We start from the raw sequence: 19,827 nt of genomic DNA, 5'->3' as shown, positions 1-19,827 counted from the left end.
TTTTCTTCTTGGGCGCGGAAGCCTTATTTCACTTGTGCGACGATTTTTTGCGCGCCGTCCGCCATCGAGTCGGCCGCAATGATGTTAAGACCGGATTCGTTCAAAATTTTCTTGCCGATGTCGACGTTCGTGCCTTCGAGGCGAACGACCAGCGGACGATCCAGACCTACTTGCTTCGCCGCTCCGACAACCCCGTTCGCAATGACGTCGCAGCGCATAATGCCGCCGAAAATATTGACGAAAATCCCTTTTACTTTCTCGTCGGAAAGAATGATTTTAAACGCTTCGGTAACTTTCTCTTCCGTCGCGCCGCCCCCTACGTCAAGGAAGTTCGCAGGTTCGCCGCCGTAATGCTTGATAATGTCCATCGTCGCCATCGCAAGTCCCGCGCCGTTAACCATGCAGCCGATGTTGCCGTCGAGCGCGATGTAGCTAAGGTCGTATTTGGACGCTTCGATTTCCTTCGTATCTTCTTCTTCCAGGTCGCGCAGCGCGACGATATCCGGATGACGGAACAAAGCGTTGGAGTCGAAGTTCAGTTTGGCGTCCAGCGCCATAATGTTACCGTCTCCCGTAACGATGAGCGGATTGATCTCGGCGATCGAGCAATCCTTGTCCACGAAAGCCGTATACAGAGCCGTCATGAACTTCGTCGCCTTGCCCACAAGCTCTTTCGGGATGTTGATGTTGAAAGCGAGTCTCCGCGCTTGGAAACCTTGCAGGCCGATGGCCGGATCGATAACTTCTTTGAAAATTTTCTCAGGCGAATGAGCGGCGACCTCTTCGATTTCCGTACCGCCCTCTTCCGAGCCCATCAATACGACGCAGCCTGTCCCGCGATCGACGACAAGACCAATATAGTACTCTTTCTTTATATCGACGCCTTGTTCGATGAGCAGGCGCTTGACTTGTTTGCCTTCCGGTCCCGTTTGATGCGTGACGAGCACCTTGCCCAAAATATCCTGGGCGTAGCTGCGCACCTCGTCCAAGTTTTTCGCAACCTTCACGCCGCCGGCCTTACCGCGACCGCCCGCGTGGATTTGCGCCTTGACTACGGCCACTTGCGTTCCGAGCGATCTCGCCGCTTCTACAGCTTCCTCAACGGTAAAAGCCACTTTTCCTTGAGGAACGGAAACTCCATATTGTCGCAGGACTTCCTTCCCTTGATACTCATGGATATTCATTTTTACTTCCTCCCATCAGCTTCATGCTTGTCTTTAACACACGGTGACGGCACCAAAAGCCCGCAAAAAAATAAGCCCAAGAACCTCCTCAAGTCCGCTTCAAACCGACCCCGCCACACCCAAGAGAGCGCGAGTTGTTTGATACGGCATCGGGGGTCCGAAGAACTTCTTCTAAAGGCAAGTCTTCAAGTACCACTCTGCAACCTAACCTATTGTAACACCTTTTCATCTTTTTTCACAATGTTATTTGCAACTTGAAAATGAAAGCGAATCCATTGTCAAATATACTTATATATATTGAAAAAATGTTAGTTATCGATATTTTTTACTTCGTTTACAAGGATAGCGTTACAAGACTATCGAACAGCCGAAAATGATAAGCGAATTTGAAAAAACGGCACACTTTCGAATTCGAAAATGCGCCGTCTTGAAGCTGCATCGGTGTGAGCGGTTCGCTTACGTATAGGAAGGAGTCGTCGGCGTCATAATCCGCGGCTCGCGCTCCGCTTGTTTGACGAATCTCAGTTCATTGCCTACAAATTGGCAAACCATACATTGAATATTCGGTTCCTCCTCGGGAACCTGGGTCATTTCGAACGATTCGGTGATGGTTCCGTCAGCCGCATTTTTCATAAAACGCTGCGAGTACGTCGTCACGACGCTGAATTTTACCCGGTTGGAGCGGCAGTTTGGACAAAAATAAGGAACTTCTTTCATGGTTGTCATCGTATGCTCACCTCCTTACCAGTATTTCCAGCGAGCTCCGGAATCAAACAATTTTTCTCAGTTTATTATTGACCAAAGAGGATTCAGCCGATATATGAAGAATAGGTAAACTAAGGATAAACGCTTTCGAAGAAAGCGACTTCGTAAGCATTAGCTTGAACTCGCGCGTTTACCGTTAAAATATAAGCACTTGTTATGTGAAGCATATTAAGTCTTATATTTTGAAACCTGCCGTCTTCCCGACTTTGGCTTCGGAACCGGCGATTCGGAGATAAGGAAGCACCTTTTTCCAGTTTAGAGGAAGCCGTTTTCACTTATCGGCTTGCGATTATGGGGGGAGCGTGTTTTTTGTTATGTTCGGCAAAGTATACAGCGCATGCATTCACGGTATCGAAGGGCAAATGATCGAGGTGGAGGTGGATATTAGCAACGGATTGCCTCAAACCGCCATTGTCGGCTTGCCGGACAGCGCAGTGCGGGAATCGATGGAGCGTGTCAGGGCCGCTATCAAAAATTGCGGGCTGACCTTTCCGCTCGCCCGGGTTACCGTCAATCTGGCGCCCGCAGACGTCAGGAAGGAAGGCGCGTCTTTCGATCTGGCGATCGCAGCGGGCATACTGGCCGCTAGCGGTCAATTGTCCGACATTGTGACTCCCTTTACGCTGCTGGTCGGCGAGCTTTCGCTTGAAGGCAAGCTGCGGCCGGTTCCGGGCATTTTGTCGATGGTTCACGGAGCTAAGCTTAAAGGGTTCGAGAAGGTGATCGTCGCAGCGGAGAACGTCAAAGAAGCCGAGCTGATTAACGGCATAACCGTAATCGCCGTCTCTCATCTCAGCGACCTGGCGCAGGCGCAACCGAAGTCGGATACGATCGGCACCGTCCGGGATACGCCTGTCGTTAAGCCGATTCATGCGGAAGATAGGACCGTCCATGCCGCTGAGGAAGACAATGCGGTCGATTACGCCGACGTAAGCGGCCAGCTCCACGTCAAACGCGCTTTGATGATAGCGGCTGCAGGCATGCACAATATGATCATGATCGGACCGCCGGGTACGGGCAAAACGATGCTGGCGCGCCGCCTGCCGACGATTATGCCGGATATGAGCGATACCGAAGCGCTGGAGGTGACCAAAATATACAGCGTCGCCGGAAAGCTTTCCGACCGCGGCAGCTTTATCCGGAAACGGCCGTTTCGCTCGCCTCACCATACGGTTTCCGCAGGCGGCTTGATCGGCGGAGGATCGATTCCGAAGCCCGGCGAAGCCAGCCTTGCCCACTGCGGCGTACTTTTTCTCGACGAGCTTCCCGAATTTACGCGCACCGTGCTCGAAGTATTGAGGCAGCCCCTGGAGGACCGGCATGTCACGATCGGGCGAGCGCGTGCGGTATACGGCTTTCCGTCCCGTTTCATGCTTGTCGCATCGATGAACCCTTGCGAATTCACACATGTATATACGACAAACGGGTATGATAATTGATTTGATGGACAACACAGCGGACTTCATATCCTTAAAATTAATACTTCCATTAAAAAGGTAAAAAGAAAAGCGGGCATAAGCACCCGCTTTCTTCTATTATAAGCCGAAATATTCAGAACGAATACGTGCCCGCGTCACTTCACCGACTTCTTCGAAGATATCAAGAAGTTCGTCAAATGTGTTGTTGTCCTCACCGATGCGATTCCAGAGGTCGGAACCAATGAGAACGAAGTCGGTATCGTCCATGTCGAAATACTTATACGGGATTTTGTGCGATTGGGTGTTGTACGAATTGCCTTCCCCTGCCGGGTTATGCGGAAGTGCGAAGTACGCATCGCAATCCGGGTTCGCAACCTTCAGGTATAGCAGGCTCTTCTTTGCGATGGCCGACTGATCTTTATTCGGCTTAACCGTCTTGAAACTGTAGAACTCTTCATGCCCGTCTGGGCGACGTACATACAGGTCGCTGATGACGGATACTCTCACCGTTGAATCAATAGACAAACTCATCAGTTGGTTGATTTCGCGGTGAATGTCAGGCACGGAGTCCGCTCTTACTGCACCTTGCCGCTCAACCATTTGTTCGATTGTCTGCGTCTGAAACGTGTTAAGAGTGAGCACGCTTGTATGCTGATTTTCAGCATGAGCACCGCTGCCGACAGCAATTATCTTACCTAACTGTTCGAAAATCCCCTGCCCTAAGGTCGTGACGAAGGAACGCTCGAATTTGCTGCCCAACCAAACCTCGTTCGGGACGATCCTGGCTCCAAACGGGTTGTTCCGTAGCACTGCATCTTCATCGAACGGGTTTTCCAACGTCATGCTGCGGATCTTGCGTTCCATTGCGAATTGAATGTGATCTTTAACTAGTTGCCGCGTTGCTTGGTTCATTTATTATGACCTCCAGTCATTAACATCTGAACCCAGTATATTCGAAATGGAATCCGTTGTCTAGGACCTAAATTGGAAATCATATAACAAATTAGGTCCTAAAAATAAGATCCTACCCAAAACAGGTAGGATCTTCACGACTTACACTTCAATAAATTCCTTCGTCACGGCTACTTCCTTGGCTGTAGCGGCGACTTCTTGCATTGCCTTATGCACCGATGTACCGCGTGTCCGTTTAGTCTTAATTTGTGCATCTTCCTTTGCTACCGCTATTAATGCTTGTCCAATTGCTTTTCCTAAGCCCAGCGGAACTGCATTCCCGATTTGCCTGTACAGGTCATCAACCGCACCTTCTATCTTCCACTTGTCCGGGAACTGTTGTATCCGCGCATATTCACGAACACTCAAAGGTCTGTCTTGTGTTGGATGGCAAAGAAGGGTTGCTTTTTGAACCGGACTTGTAACCAGCGTAGGTGAAGGTTGGTTGTAATCCAATCTTCTATAAAATCCTGTCTTGCCTCCACCACTTTCGAACGCTCCACCCATTGCAGCCTTTTGGAGTTCCTTTGGCAAGTCTCTCCAATTACCGCCCATTGGAACTTGCTTTAAAAATTCGATCCTGTCCGGAGAGAAAGAACCGCAAAGACCCGGAGTATTTTCTAATTTTTTAATGGCTCCACCTAGTGTTTGCCATCTGTATTTTGGATCTTGGTGTTTTTGGAAATGGGTTGGGTAAGGAAGGAAGATATCTTCCCCGTCCCGCGAACCCACAATGATAAGTCTTTCCCTGAACTGTGGAACACCGAAATGAGCCGCATCCAGTACATCAAAAACTAATTTATAACCTATGTCTTCAAATGTCTTTTTAATTATCGCGAATGCCGATCCGGGCATTTCTTCAGGAGTATAGTCTTTTGGGTTCTTCCCTTTTTCAGGCTTCTTAATGGATACGGACACTAATCCCTTCACATTTTCCATTACGAAGAAACGAGGTTTTATAGTCCGAATAACATGGGCAAACTCCATAAACAAACTGCCACGCGGGTCATCAATGGATTCCCTCTTACCGGCAGTACTGAAGGCTTGACACGGTGGTCCACCAACGACTGCGAAAACATCCTTCTTTTTTAATTTTGCTTTTTCTAAAAGAAAGTTACACTCTGGATCTTCCTCAATTAACTTCTTAATATCACCCAAAATAAAATTCTTCTTGTTTGCTTTTGCTGTTTCAAAACAAGCAGGATCAACGTCCTGTGCTACTTTTATTTTTAGACCGGCCGCTTCAAGTCCTAAATCCAAACCCATTGCTCCGCTAAATAAGGAGATTACATTATACGCCAAATTTCTCACTCCACTTCCTATATAGCCTTCTATCTTACCACTTGTGGAGTTATTATACCATGTTAAACTTCGTAGGTCCATACCCCAAATGTAACAAAAAAAAGAAGCGGTTTAGTCCGCTTCCTTTATCAAATAGCACCTCTGTTTCGTTGGTGACGGAGGCATAATGCTGCTCCGAGGTTTTTCATACTCCAATTGTAAATTTTATCTGTAAGTTCAGTTGCACACTCCGCACAGCAATGCTTCGCAGGAAGTGGAAGTTGAGGATTTGGTTCTCTCTCCTCTTGCCGCGGCTGTTCTTGTTGAGGTTTAACATGGAAGATGCATGGGCAGTTAAACATTGAGGCTGCCTTAACTAAACTGAGTGCAGCAGAGGACTTTAGGCAAGAACCTACATCTTTGTTTTCGTCCCTCAAAGCACTCCCGTATGCTTCCCTGACAACTCCCATGATATTTAGACTTCCTAACACAACAACTTCATTCCCTATTTCCTTTTCATTTTTAATAATGAAACTCCAATTATTGATTCCCAATTCGTTCAAGCGAAGAACGACCCTATCCGCTGGTACATAGTCAAATATCATGTTCTTGCGGCCTTTTCTCTGCTTTATTTCGTTCTGGTGAAAGTTCCGAGTGAGTACCTGTGTTGCTTGTTCCCAATTCATTAGAACCACCTCACAAAAAGTTCTTTGATTAACATTCCAATAATCAGTAACACACCGCACATAAATAAAATTGTTATTATATACTGTCCAACAAGCCAAAGTTTGCTCTCTAAGGGTTCATGCTTCCAATTGGTTTTTATCTTATCCCATTTAGCAATATGTCTCTGTTCATGCTTCACATACGATGGTAACGTAGCGGAGACAATAAGCACAACAAGCAGAACAACTGCAATATACCCCATGCAATCCCTCCAAATAGAAAGTTAGGCCGGGAATCTCCGGCCTTTGTCTTAGTTTGTATTTGCTACGATCCATATTGCCAAAACAATTAACCCTGCAGTAAATGCTTTGACAAAGAACATGCAAATACTAGCGAACCTTTTTGCTGTCATAGTAAAACCTCCTTGTAAATTCTTTTTCCGATTTTGGAGACTGGCCAGTCCTCAAAAATTGCTTACTTAATGTTCATTACTACAACTGCCAAAATCATTACCACCACAAAGTACAAAAATGCTACTTTCCCAAATGGATTTTCTTTCATGCAATCCCTCCTGAACTGAGTAGTGAAACTAACTGTCAAAACAAAAAGAGACCTACCAAAAACAAAGGGTAGTGAATCCCTTAATGTCTTTGGTAAGCCTCTTTTGTCTGCAGTAAATCCGTTTCCTACCCTACACTTCCACAATGCAGGACCAAACCCTTTTTTATTTATCCAATTATTTTCTCCCATCTTGATACGGGTCGATTTAGGCTTAAAAACAGGCAGATATCCTTGTTTAAAATAAAAGACAAATGGATATCTATTTTAGGGAGCGGATTTTCTATTAAAAGATTTTTCTTTTGTAAGTATGTTCTACTGTAGCATTTTTTATTTTTATAATTTAAGTGTTATAAAACGAAAAAAAATCCCCTCCTGTTTTGGAGGGGAAATGCTTACTTATCCTTGTTTTCACCTTTAGCAAACCCTAATGCCTTCACATAAAACTGAATTAATAAGTCAATTTGGTCATCTGTAATCTTATCCTGCAGGTTGAATTCCTTAATAACCGTGCGGATTACGTCTTTTGCGAAGGAATGACGGTTAATTCCGTACTTATCATGGACAAAACCCATGAATTTTTCCTCTGCTTGGTGTATACCGGCTACTACGGCTTGCTCAATTTCACCGTAAATTCCGATTCCAACCTTCTGTTTTACAGCATCTTTGATGGTATTCATCTGATTTTGGATTGTTGGAGCATACTTTTTACTGAAATACACCCATCCGAATGCCAAAAGAACAGCCACAACACAACCTACTACAACATAAATATTAATATCCATTATTATCAGCCCCTTTCTATTGAGAATGGATAATAACCGTTATTAAAAGTATTGAAGTACCTACAAAATGATTTTGAACTACTTATAAAATCAAATGTGAAGAACTTATCATTCTGTTAACAATGGTTATGAATAGATTTATTTAATAATATTAAGTATTAGCCGTTGATAAGTTTGTCCCATGTTTTGGGACCGACAACACCATCAACAACCAAGCCGTTCTTCTTTTGGAATGCACGAACAGCGGTATCCGTCAAAGGACCGAAACTTCCGTCAATAGAAAGACCCCCCAATTTAGTCTGGAGGGTCTTCACATATTCACCGGTTGAATTTTTCTTTAACACTGGATACTTGCTCACATCTACTTTATGAACAGGAACAGGTGCTTTACCATATACGGTTTTTCCTGAATTGTAGTCTTTAATAAATGAACCGTTGATTTCCTTGCAGTGGGCAACAGCCTGATAATAGTCATTAAAACCTTTTACATATACATTGTTCTTGTATACTCCGTAAGCATAAACCTCTGATTTTGAGGGGACTGTCTCAGTTTGCTTCGCTTTATATGTAATCTTGAAGCCTTCACATAATGCTTTTGCTAACTCAACGGCACATTCCTGTCTGTATGCTTCAGAGCGGAGTAATTCTGCTTCGTACTTATTGTCCATAAATGCACATTCAACTAGTACCGCTGGCATCTTGGTGTTCTTGACTACATATAACCAACCTCCATCTTTTACTCCACGATCACGGAGTTTAGTTCCTTGAAGAAGGTACTTATGAATAATGCGGCCAATCCTTTCTCCTTCCCCACCTTTGAGAATTGCATATGTTTCTATACCTCCATGTGTTCCCCATGTTCCGTTTAAAGCATTTGCATGAATACTTAAGTAAAAATCTGCTCCTGCATTATTAGCAATCTTTACCCGTTCAGCAAGTGAAGTTTCCTTCTTATCCGGGTTGCAATCTATAATTCTGAATCCACAACGGATCAGTTCTTCTTTTAAGATTTCTTTCACCCTGTTGTTGAACTCCCATTCATGCATAAAAGAACCATTCTCAAATTTTGGAGTTCTCTTTCCTGGGGTATTGTATTCATGTCCATCATCTAATGCAATTAAATAACTCATAGTTATTTTCCTCCCTTCATCGCCTTCATAATTGCTGAAGGTAAACTATCGATCATTTCTTTTAATCTCTTTGCTCCGGGAAGACCAAGTTCTTCACCGTTCTCCACCATACTATATAATTCGTTACTAATAGCACAGGATACATATGTCCAAGTAACAACCTTAAAAAACAGAAAGTACCCTGAATTAAAGTTGTATGACAGAACCATAGAGATAGCGAAAATGAAGAAAACTAAAAACATTATTAGCATCTTCGGATGCGTTCTTCTGTTTTTATCGCTTCTGTATTCCTTCTTATAAGAAGCCTTTATTGCACCAGATGCCCAATCACCGAGAGTAGCAATTATCAATAAAGAAAACATGAATGATAAATCTGAAATAATACCCTCATCTAATGCTACATTGAATGATGTTGTTAAAAGACCTATAAAGTATGTGAGTGGACTTGATAATGCCGAAAATATACTCTTAAAAAACGAAACGACATACGAAAAAATGACATTCATATATTATCCCTCCTTCCACGACAAAAAGAGAGCAGTCATTATGACTACTCCCTAAATATGAATATCTGAAGGAAAAGTGGACATTTCCTATAATTAATATATAGGATTTGTCCGAAATTCCTTCAGAAATTGGGGTTAAGACACACCTTCCCCTTTTTGCAGTTCATCTTTTAACTGCTTAATTTCTTCCCGCAACAGTTCGTTCACTTCAAGGACTAAATCTATTTTTTGACTTAGTTCCTGAAATTGTGCTTCTTTTTCTTGCTTATTTTTTAGAGTTTCAACTTGAACAAATGCCATGTGATATCACCTCGCTATTCCATGCCACCGAAACCGTACCAAATAATCTCATAATCATGTTTAGCCACTATTTTTAACCTTAAATTCTGCCCGTTTGGTTGGTTGGAAATACTCACTAACTGCTCAACCTGTCCAGCAGAACTCCAAGTTGTCCCGTTATCTCTGCTATAGTAAATACCTACTAATTGCCCGTACTTGTTTTGATAAGAGGCTAACATGTTGTATCCCCAATTAAGTACTTTTGTAGTTAGTAGAGGTTCTGTAATGAAAGTCCATGCTGCTTGATTTTCAGGATCACTGGGATTATATTCTCCATTACCTTTGTATTTATAGCGCCAAGCGCTTATACTGTTGTCTACCTCAAACTTTGCTTCATCTACCATGTTTATCACAAGAATACTGCGGATCGGATTTTCTAACATATTGTTGTTTTCATCTTTAATTATTTCCACATAACCAAGCCACGAAGAATAGTCAGCAACTTTTCTCCCTTCAAATCTAAAATCTGTGTTTGACATGAAACTTTTGCTATCTATGTTTATTTTATAAACGTTTTCGTTATATCCCCCTGGATACATGATAATAAGTTCGTTGTCTTTTACAAAACACTTTGCATTGTATATTTGAGGAACTACACCCTGAATAAAGTCATCACTCATAATAATATCTGTTCCGTTAGATACAAAATACTGGTATAGTTGCCGTTGATCCGGGATGAAGTGTATAAACTTATTTGTTTGAGGGTTATATGCTTTCTGAGTGCTACTTTCATCCAATTGCCACATTCCCCAATACGATCTCGTCATGCTGTTGTTTGAAGGATTGTAAATGAAGAAGTCTCCATCATTGTTGTAACCACCATTGAATGCTAGAACATTAAAGGTAGCGTCCCACCACATAATATTTCCGTCTATCGCCATCATTGGCAAGTCTCCTACAGCAGAAATTTCCTCTAGATGGTATGTATTTAAGTCTAGTGCAAACAATTTGAACTCAGCAAATAATGTAGTTGTAAAGAAATATTTGTTTAGTGCAGGTGCAAATGCTCCTGTGATTTCCCCATAGGCATCTGAAAGTAGTTCTTTGTTAATTATCTCTATTTCATTAGGTTCTGCCGCTCCGTGACTAAACTCACCAAAATGAATAAGTCGAAAATCTCTTGTTAGTAAGTAAACAGCAGCATACCACTCATTCCAAAAGGTTTTTCTAGGCACATAAAAAATTGCCCCTCCTTCGGACAATATAGAACTTTTTTTATCTGTCGTAAAAATAGGTCTCTTATTTACTGCTGTAGTACTCTTTATCGTTTTTGATCTTCCATCCCAAAAACAATTCATACTTAACTCTGTGTCTATATTCGGAGCAGAGTCCAAAGAGTCTACAACAAAGTTATTCATCTGGGATAGTGGTTTCGTTACATCTTCTTTCTCTTTCCGTATTCTGTCATCCATTGTGTTCTTCATTAAATTAATACTTATATCTAGTAAGTTATTATTAATTCTCGTTATTTCTGCAATAACATTCGCTCCAACATTTTGCTGAAGTGCATTTATACTCGTTTTCATGTTGTTGATATCCGTTGTCATGCTACTAATCGAAGTCTCCAATGTAGGGATTTTGTCTACATTAGATTGATTTTTTTTCATCTGAAATTCTGTGTAAGCCTGGCTTTGTCCAGAACCCACCGAGACAGCAGAACTGCGGCCTCGTCGTTCCTTCTTAACCATAGCCCGAACAACTTCCTTTTGTTGCTCGGTTATTTTTTTAATTAAATCATCCAAAAGAAGCACCTCCTTTACGTGTCCATCATGTTAATGGAAAAATCGTACCCTAAGTTATCACTGTGGAAGCCTATCCATGCTTTCATGTCCTGCATAAAGAAGTATCCGTTTGTGTAGGGTCTGGTAATACTTAGTCCCACCACATCGAACACGTCAAGCCAATAATAGCCTTTAATGCTCCCTGACACCGTTGTAGTTGTTCTGCATACTTTTGATAGATAATACTGCCCTATTTGTCTCGCCTTTGCTTCTGTTATATTTCCACTTTGGATCATTGGGGTAATGTCGATCTCCATTGTCGCAATTCGACGCATCTGTTGTTGAGCCGCTTTATCTTCTACAGTGATAAACTTAATTTCGTCGTCTTCATCTTCAATTTGACTGTCTGTGAGGATATTTACACGATTTTTAGTTTGTTCGGTACTTGGTCCAAAACGGGTAATATCTCCAAAGAAATCATTATCCGTCAAGGTCATAACAGGTTTAGTTGTTGGCACAATATCTACCGTTCTGACAACTCCAAAGCGGTCGCAGTACATCTTTGCTCCACTTACATTCAATATTTCTAGAATGTTATCCAGTACGGTGCTTCGTCTGTCCAATTCCAAGTTATCGACCTCGATAGCGAACGGAGAAATCTCATACATTGGAACCCCCGCCATGTCCAGTAGTTGACCTACAAGGTAAGTAGCACTAAATCCTTCCCACTTCTTTTCGTCCACGTTCGCTTGTCTTGCAAGATAAAGCATGTCCTCACAATCTAAGTGAAGGCTGTTCCCTGAGAACGAATGATTTACTAAAACACCTGTAAAGACGGTCTCGTACCTATAAGCAGGATCAGTAATTTGATTGTCACCGATTTTCAGAACAATCATCTTGTTCACTAGGTTGTATTTGCTTGGAAAAGAAAAAATCGCGCTGTACGGGACTTGGGTAGTTGAATCTATTCCATTCTTACTGAAATATTCTCCTGTGTTGGATAATTCAATCCTTGAGACTCTGCTAACCCCATCCCCTACAAGATAGTCCCATTCCACATAGCGAATCCGTTCTTCCGGGATATCCGCAATCTTTACTGTATTTCGGTTGTCCTGATAAGTAACTTTTGTATCTCTCTTGTAGCAGAAATAATTTAGCGAAGATGAAATGTAATAAACCATCACCTTGCCGTTCTCAACTACCATCCTGTGATCGTTCACCCGTATCATCGTTTCTTTACCTTCTAGTCCAAATACTTCGTACCCACTCCAATATTTGCATTCCGTTATGCTCGTAATAATGACATAGCCGGGGGTACTCCTGAACTTGATAAGAGCATAGAACTTGTCTCCTGTCGGATTGTATTGAAGGTGACTTACATGGAAATTCGTGCTTCCCTGAAAAGTCCATGTGGTAGCATTCGTTGCAGCATAGAAATATGTTCTTCCCTTGCTATCATTTTTTGTTTCATTTATCGACGCGGCAAGAAATACTTTATTAGCCTTGTTTACTGTAGTTATATTGCATAGGCCGGGATGGTCTTTTAGAACAGTAGCAATCTCTGTTAATGTGTTGGTTGTCGTATTAAACTGCTGTACAATTACATTCATATCTCGTTGGTATGCAACATATAAAGCATTATTTAATACAAAAGCATGAAATACATATTCTCCTTGCATAAGTCTGATATCTGCTTCTTGTGTGAGAACACCGTTGATTTCATCGTAAGACAAAACTTTACAACGAATTTCTGCTATCCTCGCTCCTTCGCTTGGAATACTTCCTGAGTTTGGGTCTCCATATCCGAAATCATTTAGATTTGTTTTTCCTCCCCATGAGTAGAAGAAGTATATCTTTCCACCAAAGTACACAGGGCAATATTTGTGAGGTGTATTTCCCTTATAAGAAGATGGTGGGACTACTAAATTCGGCAATTTTAACGGAGCACTCCACGAACCACCCTCATCTGCACTTATCATGTATGCTAACCCAGAACCGGGTGAGTAATCGCTATAAACTATATGTGTATCAAAGGGTGATGTCACATCACTTAATGTCTGAAAATTGATGATTTTGTTGTTGATCCATACAGGACATAACTGATTAAAAGATATGTTTTGGATCGGATCGTAGAAAATCCTCTTAAACTCCCCTGAAATGACTGGAACTCTTATCTCAGGCTCAAGTGTTCTCTCAATCCCACCTGTCATATCGTACATTTCGACTTTTGCAGTAAAACTATGCTTATTCCCTTCCAGTTTTGCTTTTAATTGCGGGTTAAAATTTTGCATTACACCACCACCTTTTGAAGTTGAATGGTAAGACGGTGATGGTTTTCATATGAGTCCTGAATGTGAGGCATTTCTATTGGAGCCGATACCCTATAAGTTCCAAGTAAACTGCTATTTTTGAAAACTTGGATATCATCGCCTTTCTGTGCTGCTCTTATTAGACCTGCAACCAGTTCCGGTTCATACACATCGATCACATATTTTAATTCTTCTTGATTTTCTGTCGTTGTAAATACGGTGTCCGTTTTATTCCCTGCGGTAAATCGTGTTTGAGAATTTATTGGGTAAGTAGGTGAGTATTCTTCTACTTCATCTGTTCTATATTCACCTCCGGGGTACTTGAAATTAAAGAACATGCTCATTCAACTCCTTTCTTAAAAAAAAACAAAAGGAGCAGGAAATCCTGCCCCAATTAAACTCTTGAACTGGAATTTAGAGTAGAACCTCCTCGTCCAGTGTTTTTGCTTAAATCCGTAAGTACCTTGGTCATTGCTGTTTCAATCATTTTTCTTACTTCATTTAAATTGTCCGTTTGGGGAATGTTAAAAGTAATTCCACCAAGATTGTTGGTGATCGTTTGCTTACTTCGTTCCACAGAAGAAGTAGCCGCTGATTTTGCAGACTGACCACCTGTAATGTCCATCATTTTTCTCAAAGTGGGCATTTCAACGAAATTCACACGATCAGGAGTGTTGTAGTGCCATTCAAACCCCGAATCCTTTTTCTTTTTATCTCTATCTAACAGGTCTTTTCCGTAATAAGGACTTTGTGTATTATCGTTTGGAGATTCAGTCCACGGATCGTTATCTTCAATTTTGATAAGTTGTCCGGTTACTTCGTCCACCTCATAACCTTTCTTCTTTATCTCATCTAGTTTTTTTTCATTGAGTTCTGCTCCAATATCCGAACGACCCCAGTTCATACCGAATCCACCTAAACCCATGAGTTCAAAAGTCGTGTCTAATCCTTTGATTGCTCCATTCCAAGGAAGCAGGTGTTGAAAACCCCACTTACTGTCGCTTACTTTCATGAAGTAATCATTTACCTTGTTTAGTATATAGCCATCGTTAGCATTCATTACTGCGCTTGTAGTAGCATATGCTCCCACACCAGTCCCTACGGCTGTTGCTCCTCCGACTAACTTGGAAGTAAGACTTAAATTTTTAAAGTTTTGAGTTAGTCTCCCTAATGCACCATCAAGCACAGGAAATCTCCCAACAACCGCTCCAAGGTTTTGGGAAAGTCTTCCCATTCGAGTTGTTGTGCTTCCTACACGATTGCTAAGACGGTTAAAATCCGAACTCAAACGAGTGCTTTCATGACCGGCAACTCTGTTTCTCATGTTTCCGAACCAAGAACCTAATCCTGTCGCTGCAAGAGTTCCCCAAAGTCCGGATGAACTTGCTGCGGCCGTTGCTGCAGTAGAACCTGCTGCTGTCGCTGTAGCAGCGCCTCTGGCTGCGGCTGTCCCACCTTTGCCAAATAGACGACCAACACCACCAATCGTTTTCATCGGAATTCCAACTGCTTTGGCAAGACCGCCACCAATAATGGACATTGCACCGCCCCAAACTACAATAGTAGTGATGAGTTTCTTTACCCAGTCTGGTAATGAATTTACTGCTCCAAGAACTCCATTTAGAGCCTCAACAAGATCAGCCATCACAGGTGTAATCTCACGTCCTAACTCGATAAGTTCAGCATCTAGTCGTTCTTTAGCAGCCATATATTTACCTTCGTCCGTTTCCTTGATTTTATTGTATGCTTCGTCTAACATTCCATTTTTATTTGCCATATTATTTATACTTTCATTTAAGGCACGAAAGTTGTTATTTCCTAGAGTCTCCAAGAATTTTTTTGTATTTGATTGTCCAAAAAACGAACCTGCTTGAACATGTTCTGCAACCTCTGGATCGCCTTCCATGCTTTTAAGTGCTTTATAAACTTTTTCAGCCTGTAGTGCTGTTTGAATTGAGCCATGTTTTCTCATATATCCAGTATCAAGGTAATCAAACTTTTCACCTTGCCAGTTACTTTCTTCATTTAGCCATTGAATCGCTTTGTTTAATTCTAAGTTTTTGGTTAAATTCTGAAAGTCCTGCATAAATCTTTGGGTCATTGTGGCCGACTGTGCTGGACGATGGGTTTTAGATACTGCTCCGTAAAGGGTGAACATTTCTTCGTATGCACGTTCCTTGTTTGGATCACCGTTTGCAAACCAAGGCGCGATTTCCGAAACATAAGGTGCAAGTTCAGACATTTCTGCCTTGGAGGTCTTAACCATTGCATACATAGAATCGTAGAAGTTTCTCATTTTTTCATCATTATCTAAGTTAAAATTTATGAAGCCTGTCGACATGACACTAGAAGAAACCGTAGGGTCAACTAAGAACCCCATACTACTCTTAGCCAAAAGTTCCATGTTGGGTTCAAAATTTTTGTAAGAGTCCATGACGGAGATAGCATCGTACATGCCTCTTGAAAACGAATCAGGATCTACACCATATTTCTTGGCTGTCTTCAAAGATTTATTCTGCATTTCACGGTATTCTTTCTCACCCATACCGTCTTCCAACACATAGATCCTCAATTGGTTCTTTGCAAATGACTCATACTTGTCGGCAAGCCCTTTTGATCCGTAAACAGCAGTTGCACCACCAGCAATCATCTGATTGCCTAAACTATCCAAAGCACTACCTGCAACATATAAACCATTATTTGTAGAACCACTATTTATGGAAGACGTAGCAGAAGCCGTTGCCTGGGCGGTTTGCTGTGCCGTTCTAGCCGCTGTTTGTGAATTACGGGTATATGTGGTCAATTGTGTATTTAAGCGGGATATAGCCTGTGCTTGGCGGGTGTAGTTCGATGTTTGTCTCTGTGCAATGCTTACATTCCTATTCATGTGTGTATTCATCGTATTTATGGAGTTCCCCAACTTCTGATTACCAGTTGCCACCTTTGAAATGCTTTTTTCCAGTTTTGAAATCGCTGCTTCCATTTTCTTCATAGAATTCAATGGTTTTTGAAGGGACTTATCTAAACCCGTTCCCATCTTGTTAGTCATTTGATTAAGTTTATTTAACTGCTTTTCAATTCGGGCAAGGGCTTGCAGGAACGGTTTATCGTCCAATTCAGCCCTCATCCCTAATCGCTCCTGAGTATTAGCCATGAAATGCACCTCCTTTCTTACTTAAAGGAATACCTTATTTGGTGTTGATTTTTATTTTCTTTTTCTTCCTGCTCCTTTTGATACTCCATGTCGTCTTCATAGATTGCATTTTTTAAATGCATTAAAAAGACTTCTTGTAAGTCATTAAGAACCTGAATTCCGTAACGGTGACGAAAGACATTGCTATGCTCATCCTCTGCCATTCGTTGATAGTTCTTCAAAAACGGAAGTTTATCTATTAGTTCTCTGACTTTTTTTTATCCGTTTCTTTTTGCAATTCATTGTATTCTTCAAGAGCAACTTCAAGCAGTTTATTATCGTCTTGTGCTTCATCTGCGGTTGCCCAAACTGGCTCTTCTGTGTCAGCAAGTAGCACGATTTTGGAAAGTAAAAGAGCATTTTCATCAATCCCTGCTAATACCTCTGCAGTATCTTGATACTGTAGTTGTTCGGACTTACTAGGAAATGCAAGTAGTTCTTGTTTTTCTGGATTGTATTTCAAAGTTTTAAGAATATCTTTTTCCTTTGCTTTCTGCTTAATCATTTTTTCGATAACTGCATTTTCTTCAAGTGAAACCTTATCTGAAACATACAAAGTCTGTTCCTTCCCGTTCTCGTCCTTTTCTATTTTTTTTGTTTGAATAAAATATTGAAAAGGGAACTTCGCTCTATTTTTTTCGATATACAACTCAATTTCGCTATAAGACGGTTGCCCTTGATCCATCCAGTAACGAACACGGGCATTTCTATATCTATTTACTTCACTTTCAATCTGACGATTAGGCAATTTGATTAGATACCAATTATCTTTATATTTGAATTGGCTACCACCCTCAACAAAAATTCTCTCGAACTTGGATTTAGCCTCTTTTTCTTCAACAATATTTTGAACCTCAATATTTTCAGTCATAATGACATACCTCCTTTTAAAAGAAAAACGGAGAACAGTAAGACTGCTCTCCGTAAAATGTTACTCTACTGGCACTGCTGTTAATTTTGTAATATAAACGACTTTTGCCTTCTTGCCTGTCGTAGAAAACAAAGATGAAATTTGAATTTCGGAAGTTCCACCAGTTGATCCTGCGGTAACAGAGAATAAGTCTTCGGATAGGATATTCTCTCCAATACGAAGAAGCATTACATCCGATTTATCAGTAAGTTGATATTTTAGAGTAATTTTGCCACCTGTGATTGTTGCAACTTCTTCAGTGTGAACATATTTACCATAAATGCGCTCATAACCCCAACCGACGAAATTGAATTCGTATTGTTGATATTGTGCCGCATTTTCCTTCTTGGGAACACCAGTATCCTTGAGGACAGCGGCAGGAACTACTTCTGTATAGACTATTGCTCCTTCCTCATCCGTGTTGACAACCTTAATATCAGATTCCTGTGCATACTTAACACGTTTTCCGTCAGAGGTTAGTTTTCCTCTGATTATGTCAAATTCCTTAATATCCGTTTCATCAATAACAATGTCCCCATTCACGGACTCGTTAATAGCACGCGCATTTTTAGGAACAAGAGATCCCATTTTCTTACGAACATCTTCGCTTGAATTTGGTGTCATTCCAAAGTCTGGGACCATATGTGTAATGGGTTTACCATTTAAATAGATTGATTGATTATTAATCATTATTTTTCCTCCTTTCAAGCCTAAATATAGGCAAATAAAACAGCCGTGATATTCACGTTTTTGTTAGCATCGGGTTTTGATTTGTTTCTATGTCTGATAGCATGAACTCGAAACCCCTGACGAAATAAAACACGATTTTGAACAGTTAATGCATTTACAAGTTGATTGAAAACATCTTCTAAAAACAAATCATTTTCAACATGAGCGAATACATCCAAGTCAATACGAAGTTCGTATTCAACTGTTTGAATATCCTTTGTCTCCATCTTCCTGCTTTCTTCCTTAACAGGATCAGTGTTAGAACTTAAGCAGATAACCACCCTGTCGCCTAGTGGAAGGTCTTCAAAACCTATATAAGACTTCTTTACCTTCACGGTCTCAAAGCCTTCTAGGGAGGCAAAATGACCGTCTAGGAACGAATGGAGCAGAGACAGAGATTGATTTACCATTCTTGTTTTATCAATCATTTGCGACCACCTCCCTTTAAGGATTGAAAATAACTTTGCTTCGCTAAACGATGGATTAGGCTTCGGATCTCCTCAAGCGTACCTTCTATGAACTTCAAGCCCTTCTGATACGGATGATGAACCTTCTTGGCTATGTAGAACTTCTTCCCGCCTATATCAATTTGAGGCAGGTTGTAAGGTCCGTATCCCTCTTTTTCAGGGAAGATAAGTGTTTGAGCATTCTTTGCACTTATAATCCAACCATTCGGGTTATTAGTTGAGCCGTAATTTAAAGTCGCTAAATGGGTAATAAACTCTTCATCTGTCCAACCAACAAAAAAGCCGCTATCCTCAATGATGTGGATAATGGCTCTGGCCGAGCGGCCGGTGTCCTTTGGTGTTCTCTTAAATAGTTCCTGTTCTGCTTCCTTTGCTAATCTCTTTAGGAACTGCTCTTTTGCATGGGGAGCATTTTTCCTCATTGTCTTGAAAATTTCTGGTCTATGAGTGATGGTAAATTTACTTGCCATGAGCATCACCCCGTTTCAGGTGAACGATCCAACGAAGGCGAACATTCCCATAGATATCCTCTTTTACTGCTTCTATTTTATAACTCTTACCTTGGAACTGAACAATTTCGTATTCACGAATGTTTAACTGCTCCTTGAAGGTAGCGATAATATCTCCAACCTCTACATTCCCGAAAGTATACAGGATTTTATCCGAAACAACAGTAACGAAGTCCATAATGGCTTTTTCCGTTGCTGTAGCCTCTGCAATAATATGTCCCATTGAACAGACAGGAGCAGCGGGATTGTTCTTGTGATAAATGGAGTCTTGAAGTTTATCAAATGCATCCATATTCCATGCGCCATCGCATTTTGTTTTGTTTTGGCTGATAAGAATAGTGTCATTTCCAAACTTATCAATTTGTTTATTTACATTATTTCTAATTCGAGAATTCATACCTACACC

20 protein-coding genes are annotated in these 19,827 nt (G+C 41.3%); 1 reads left to right on the top strand and 19 read right to left on the bottom strand.

Annotated elements, in window-relative coordinates:
* Positions 1-23 precede the first annotated feature (23 nt).
* Both sucC and DQG23_RS00280 read right to left on the bottom strand, forming a co-directional pair.
* Positions 24-1,184, bottom strand: coding sequence for an ADP-forming succinate--CoA ligase subunit beta (sucC, locus tag DQG23_RS00285; protein WP_113028804.1), 1,161 nt, complete (start codon positions 1,182-1,184; stop codon positions 24-26).
* 456 nt (positions 1,185-1,640) lie between these two features.
* A complete protein-coding gene (locus DQG23_RS00280) occupies positions 1,641-1,910 on the bottom strand; it encodes a hypothetical protein (protein ID WP_238177693.1) in 270 nt (89 codons plus the stop codon).
* A 353-nt stretch (positions 1,911-2,263) separates the two neighbouring features.
* Here DQG23_RS00280 and DQG23_RS00275 point away from each other — a divergent pair, with 353 nt between their 5' ends.
* The gene (locus tag DQG23_RS00275; RefSeq protein WP_113028803.1) at positions 2,264-3,388 is read left to right on the top strand and encodes a YifB family Mg chelatase-like AAA ATPase; all 1,125 of its coding nucleotides are present in this window, start codon (positions 2,264-2,266) and stop codon (positions 3,386-3,388) included.
* Positions 3,389-3,484: 96 nt separating this feature from the next.
* On the opposite strand, the gene DQG23_RS00270 is transcribed toward DQG23_RS00275, so the two are convergent.
* From DQG23_RS00270 to DQG23_RS00190, 17 genes are all read right to left on the bottom strand, one after another.
* Positions 3,485-4,279, bottom strand: a complete 795-nt coding sequence (locus DQG23_RS00270) for a TdeIII family type II restriction endonuclease (protein WP_113028802.1) — start codon at positions 4,277-4,279, stop codon at positions 3,485-3,487.
* A gap of 141 nt (positions 4,280-4,420) precedes the next feature.
* The gene (locus tag DQG23_RS00265; RefSeq protein ID WP_238177692.1) at positions 4,421-5,620 is read right to left on the bottom strand and encodes a DNA cytosine methyltransferase; all 1,200 of its coding nucleotides are present in this window, start codon (positions 5,618-5,620) and stop codon (positions 4,421-4,423) included.
* 128 nt (positions 5,621-5,748) lie between these two features.
* Positions 5,749-6,285, bottom strand: coding sequence for a Rad52/Rad22 family DNA repair protein (locus tag DQG23_RS00260; protein ID WP_113028800.1), 537 nt, complete (start codon positions 6,283-6,285; stop codon positions 5,749-5,751).
* A gap of 933 nt (positions 6,286-7,218) precedes the next feature.
* The gene (locus DQG23_RS00250; RefSeq protein ID WP_113028798.1) at positions 7,219-7,608 is read right to left on the bottom strand and encodes a hypothetical protein; all 390 of its coding nucleotides are present in this window, start codon (positions 7,606-7,608) and stop codon (positions 7,219-7,221) included.
* Between the two features lie 158 nt (positions 7,609-7,766).
* The gene (locus DQG23_RS42785) at positions 7,767-8,738 is read right to left on the bottom strand and encodes an N-acetylmuramoyl-L-alanine amidase (protein WP_113028797.1); all 972 of its coding nucleotides are present in this window, start codon (positions 8,736-8,738) and stop codon (positions 7,767-7,769) included.
* A gap of 2 nt (positions 8,739-8,740) precedes the next feature.
* Complete coding sequence (locus DQG23_RS00240; protein ID WP_113028796.1) at positions 8,741-9,244, bottom strand: phage holin family protein; 504 nt, start codon at positions 9,242-9,244, stop codon at positions 8,741-8,743.
* Between the two features lie 135 nt (positions 9,245-9,379).
* Entirely contained in the window at positions 9,380-9,544 is a 165-nt protein-coding gene (locus tag DQG23_RS42005) for a hypothetical protein (RefSeq protein ID WP_158560229.1), read from the bottom strand.
* 14 nt (positions 9,545-9,558) lie between these two features.
* Positions 9,559-11,325, bottom strand: coding sequence for a hypothetical protein (locus DQG23_RS00235; RefSeq protein ID WP_113028795.1), 1,767 nt, complete (start codon positions 11,323-11,325; stop codon positions 9,559-9,561).
* A 14-nt stretch (positions 11,326-11,339) separates the two neighbouring features.
* Entirely contained in the window at positions 11,340-13,595 is a 2,256-nt protein-coding gene (locus DQG23_RS00230) for a hypothetical protein (protein WP_113028794.1), read from the bottom strand.
* Positions 13,595-13,951, bottom strand: coding sequence for a hypothetical protein (locus DQG23_RS00225; RefSeq protein ID WP_113028793.1), 357 nt, complete (start codon positions 13,949-13,951; stop codon positions 13,595-13,597). Before DQG23_RS00225 ends, DQG23_RS00230 begins: the two co-directional genes overlap by 1 nt.
* 56 nt (positions 13,952-14,007) lie before the next feature.
* A complete protein-coding gene (locus DQG23_RS00220) occupies positions 14,008-16,767 on the bottom strand; it encodes a phage tail tape measure protein (protein WP_113028792.1) in 2,760 nt (919 codons plus the stop codon).
* A gap of 17 nt (positions 16,768-16,784) precedes the next feature.
* A complete protein-coding gene (locus DQG23_RS00215) occupies positions 16,785-16,970 on the bottom strand; it encodes a hypothetical protein (protein ID WP_113028791.1) in 186 nt (61 codons plus the stop codon).
* 35 nt (positions 16,971-17,005) lie between these two features.
* Positions 17,006-17,677: a hypothetical protein gene (locus DQG23_RS00210; RefSeq protein WP_113028790.1), complete on the bottom strand. Its 672-nt coding sequence runs from the start codon at positions 17,675-17,677 to the stop codon at positions 17,006-17,008.
* 60 nt (positions 17,678-17,737) lie between these two features.
* Positions 17,738-18,406 carry a hypothetical protein gene (locus DQG23_RS00205; protein ID WP_113028789.1) on the bottom strand — a complete coding sequence of 223 codons (669 nt, stop codon included), beginning with the start codon at positions 18,404-18,406 and terminating at the stop codon, positions 17,738-17,740.
* 20 nt (positions 18,407-18,426) lie between these two features.
* Complete coding sequence (locus tag DQG23_RS00200) at positions 18,427-18,873, bottom strand: hypothetical protein (RefSeq protein ID WP_113028788.1); 447 nt, start codon at positions 18,871-18,873, stop codon at positions 18,427-18,429.
* On the bottom strand, positions 18,870-19,382 hold the full coding sequence (locus DQG23_RS00195; protein WP_113028787.1) for an HK97 gp10 family phage protein: 513 nt from the start codon (positions 19,380-19,382) through the stop codon (positions 18,870-18,872). The genes DQG23_RS00200 and DQG23_RS00195 overlap by 4 nt, the downstream gene beginning before the upstream one ends.
* The gene (locus tag DQG23_RS00190; protein ID WP_113028786.1) at positions 19,372-19,818 is read right to left on the bottom strand and encodes a hypothetical protein; all 447 of its coding nucleotides are present in this window, start codon (positions 19,816-19,818) and stop codon (positions 19,372-19,374) included. The genes DQG23_RS00195 and DQG23_RS00190 overlap by 11 nt, the downstream gene beginning before the upstream one ends.
* Between the last annotated feature and the right edge of the window lie 9 nt (positions 19,819-19,827).

This window comes from Paenibacillus contaminans, assembly GCF_003285015.1.
GTDB lineage: Bacteria > Bacillota > Bacilli > Paenibacillales > NBRC-103111 > Paenibacillus_V > Paenibacillus_V contaminans.
This window is presented reverse-complemented; position numbering and strand designations above follow the sequence as displayed.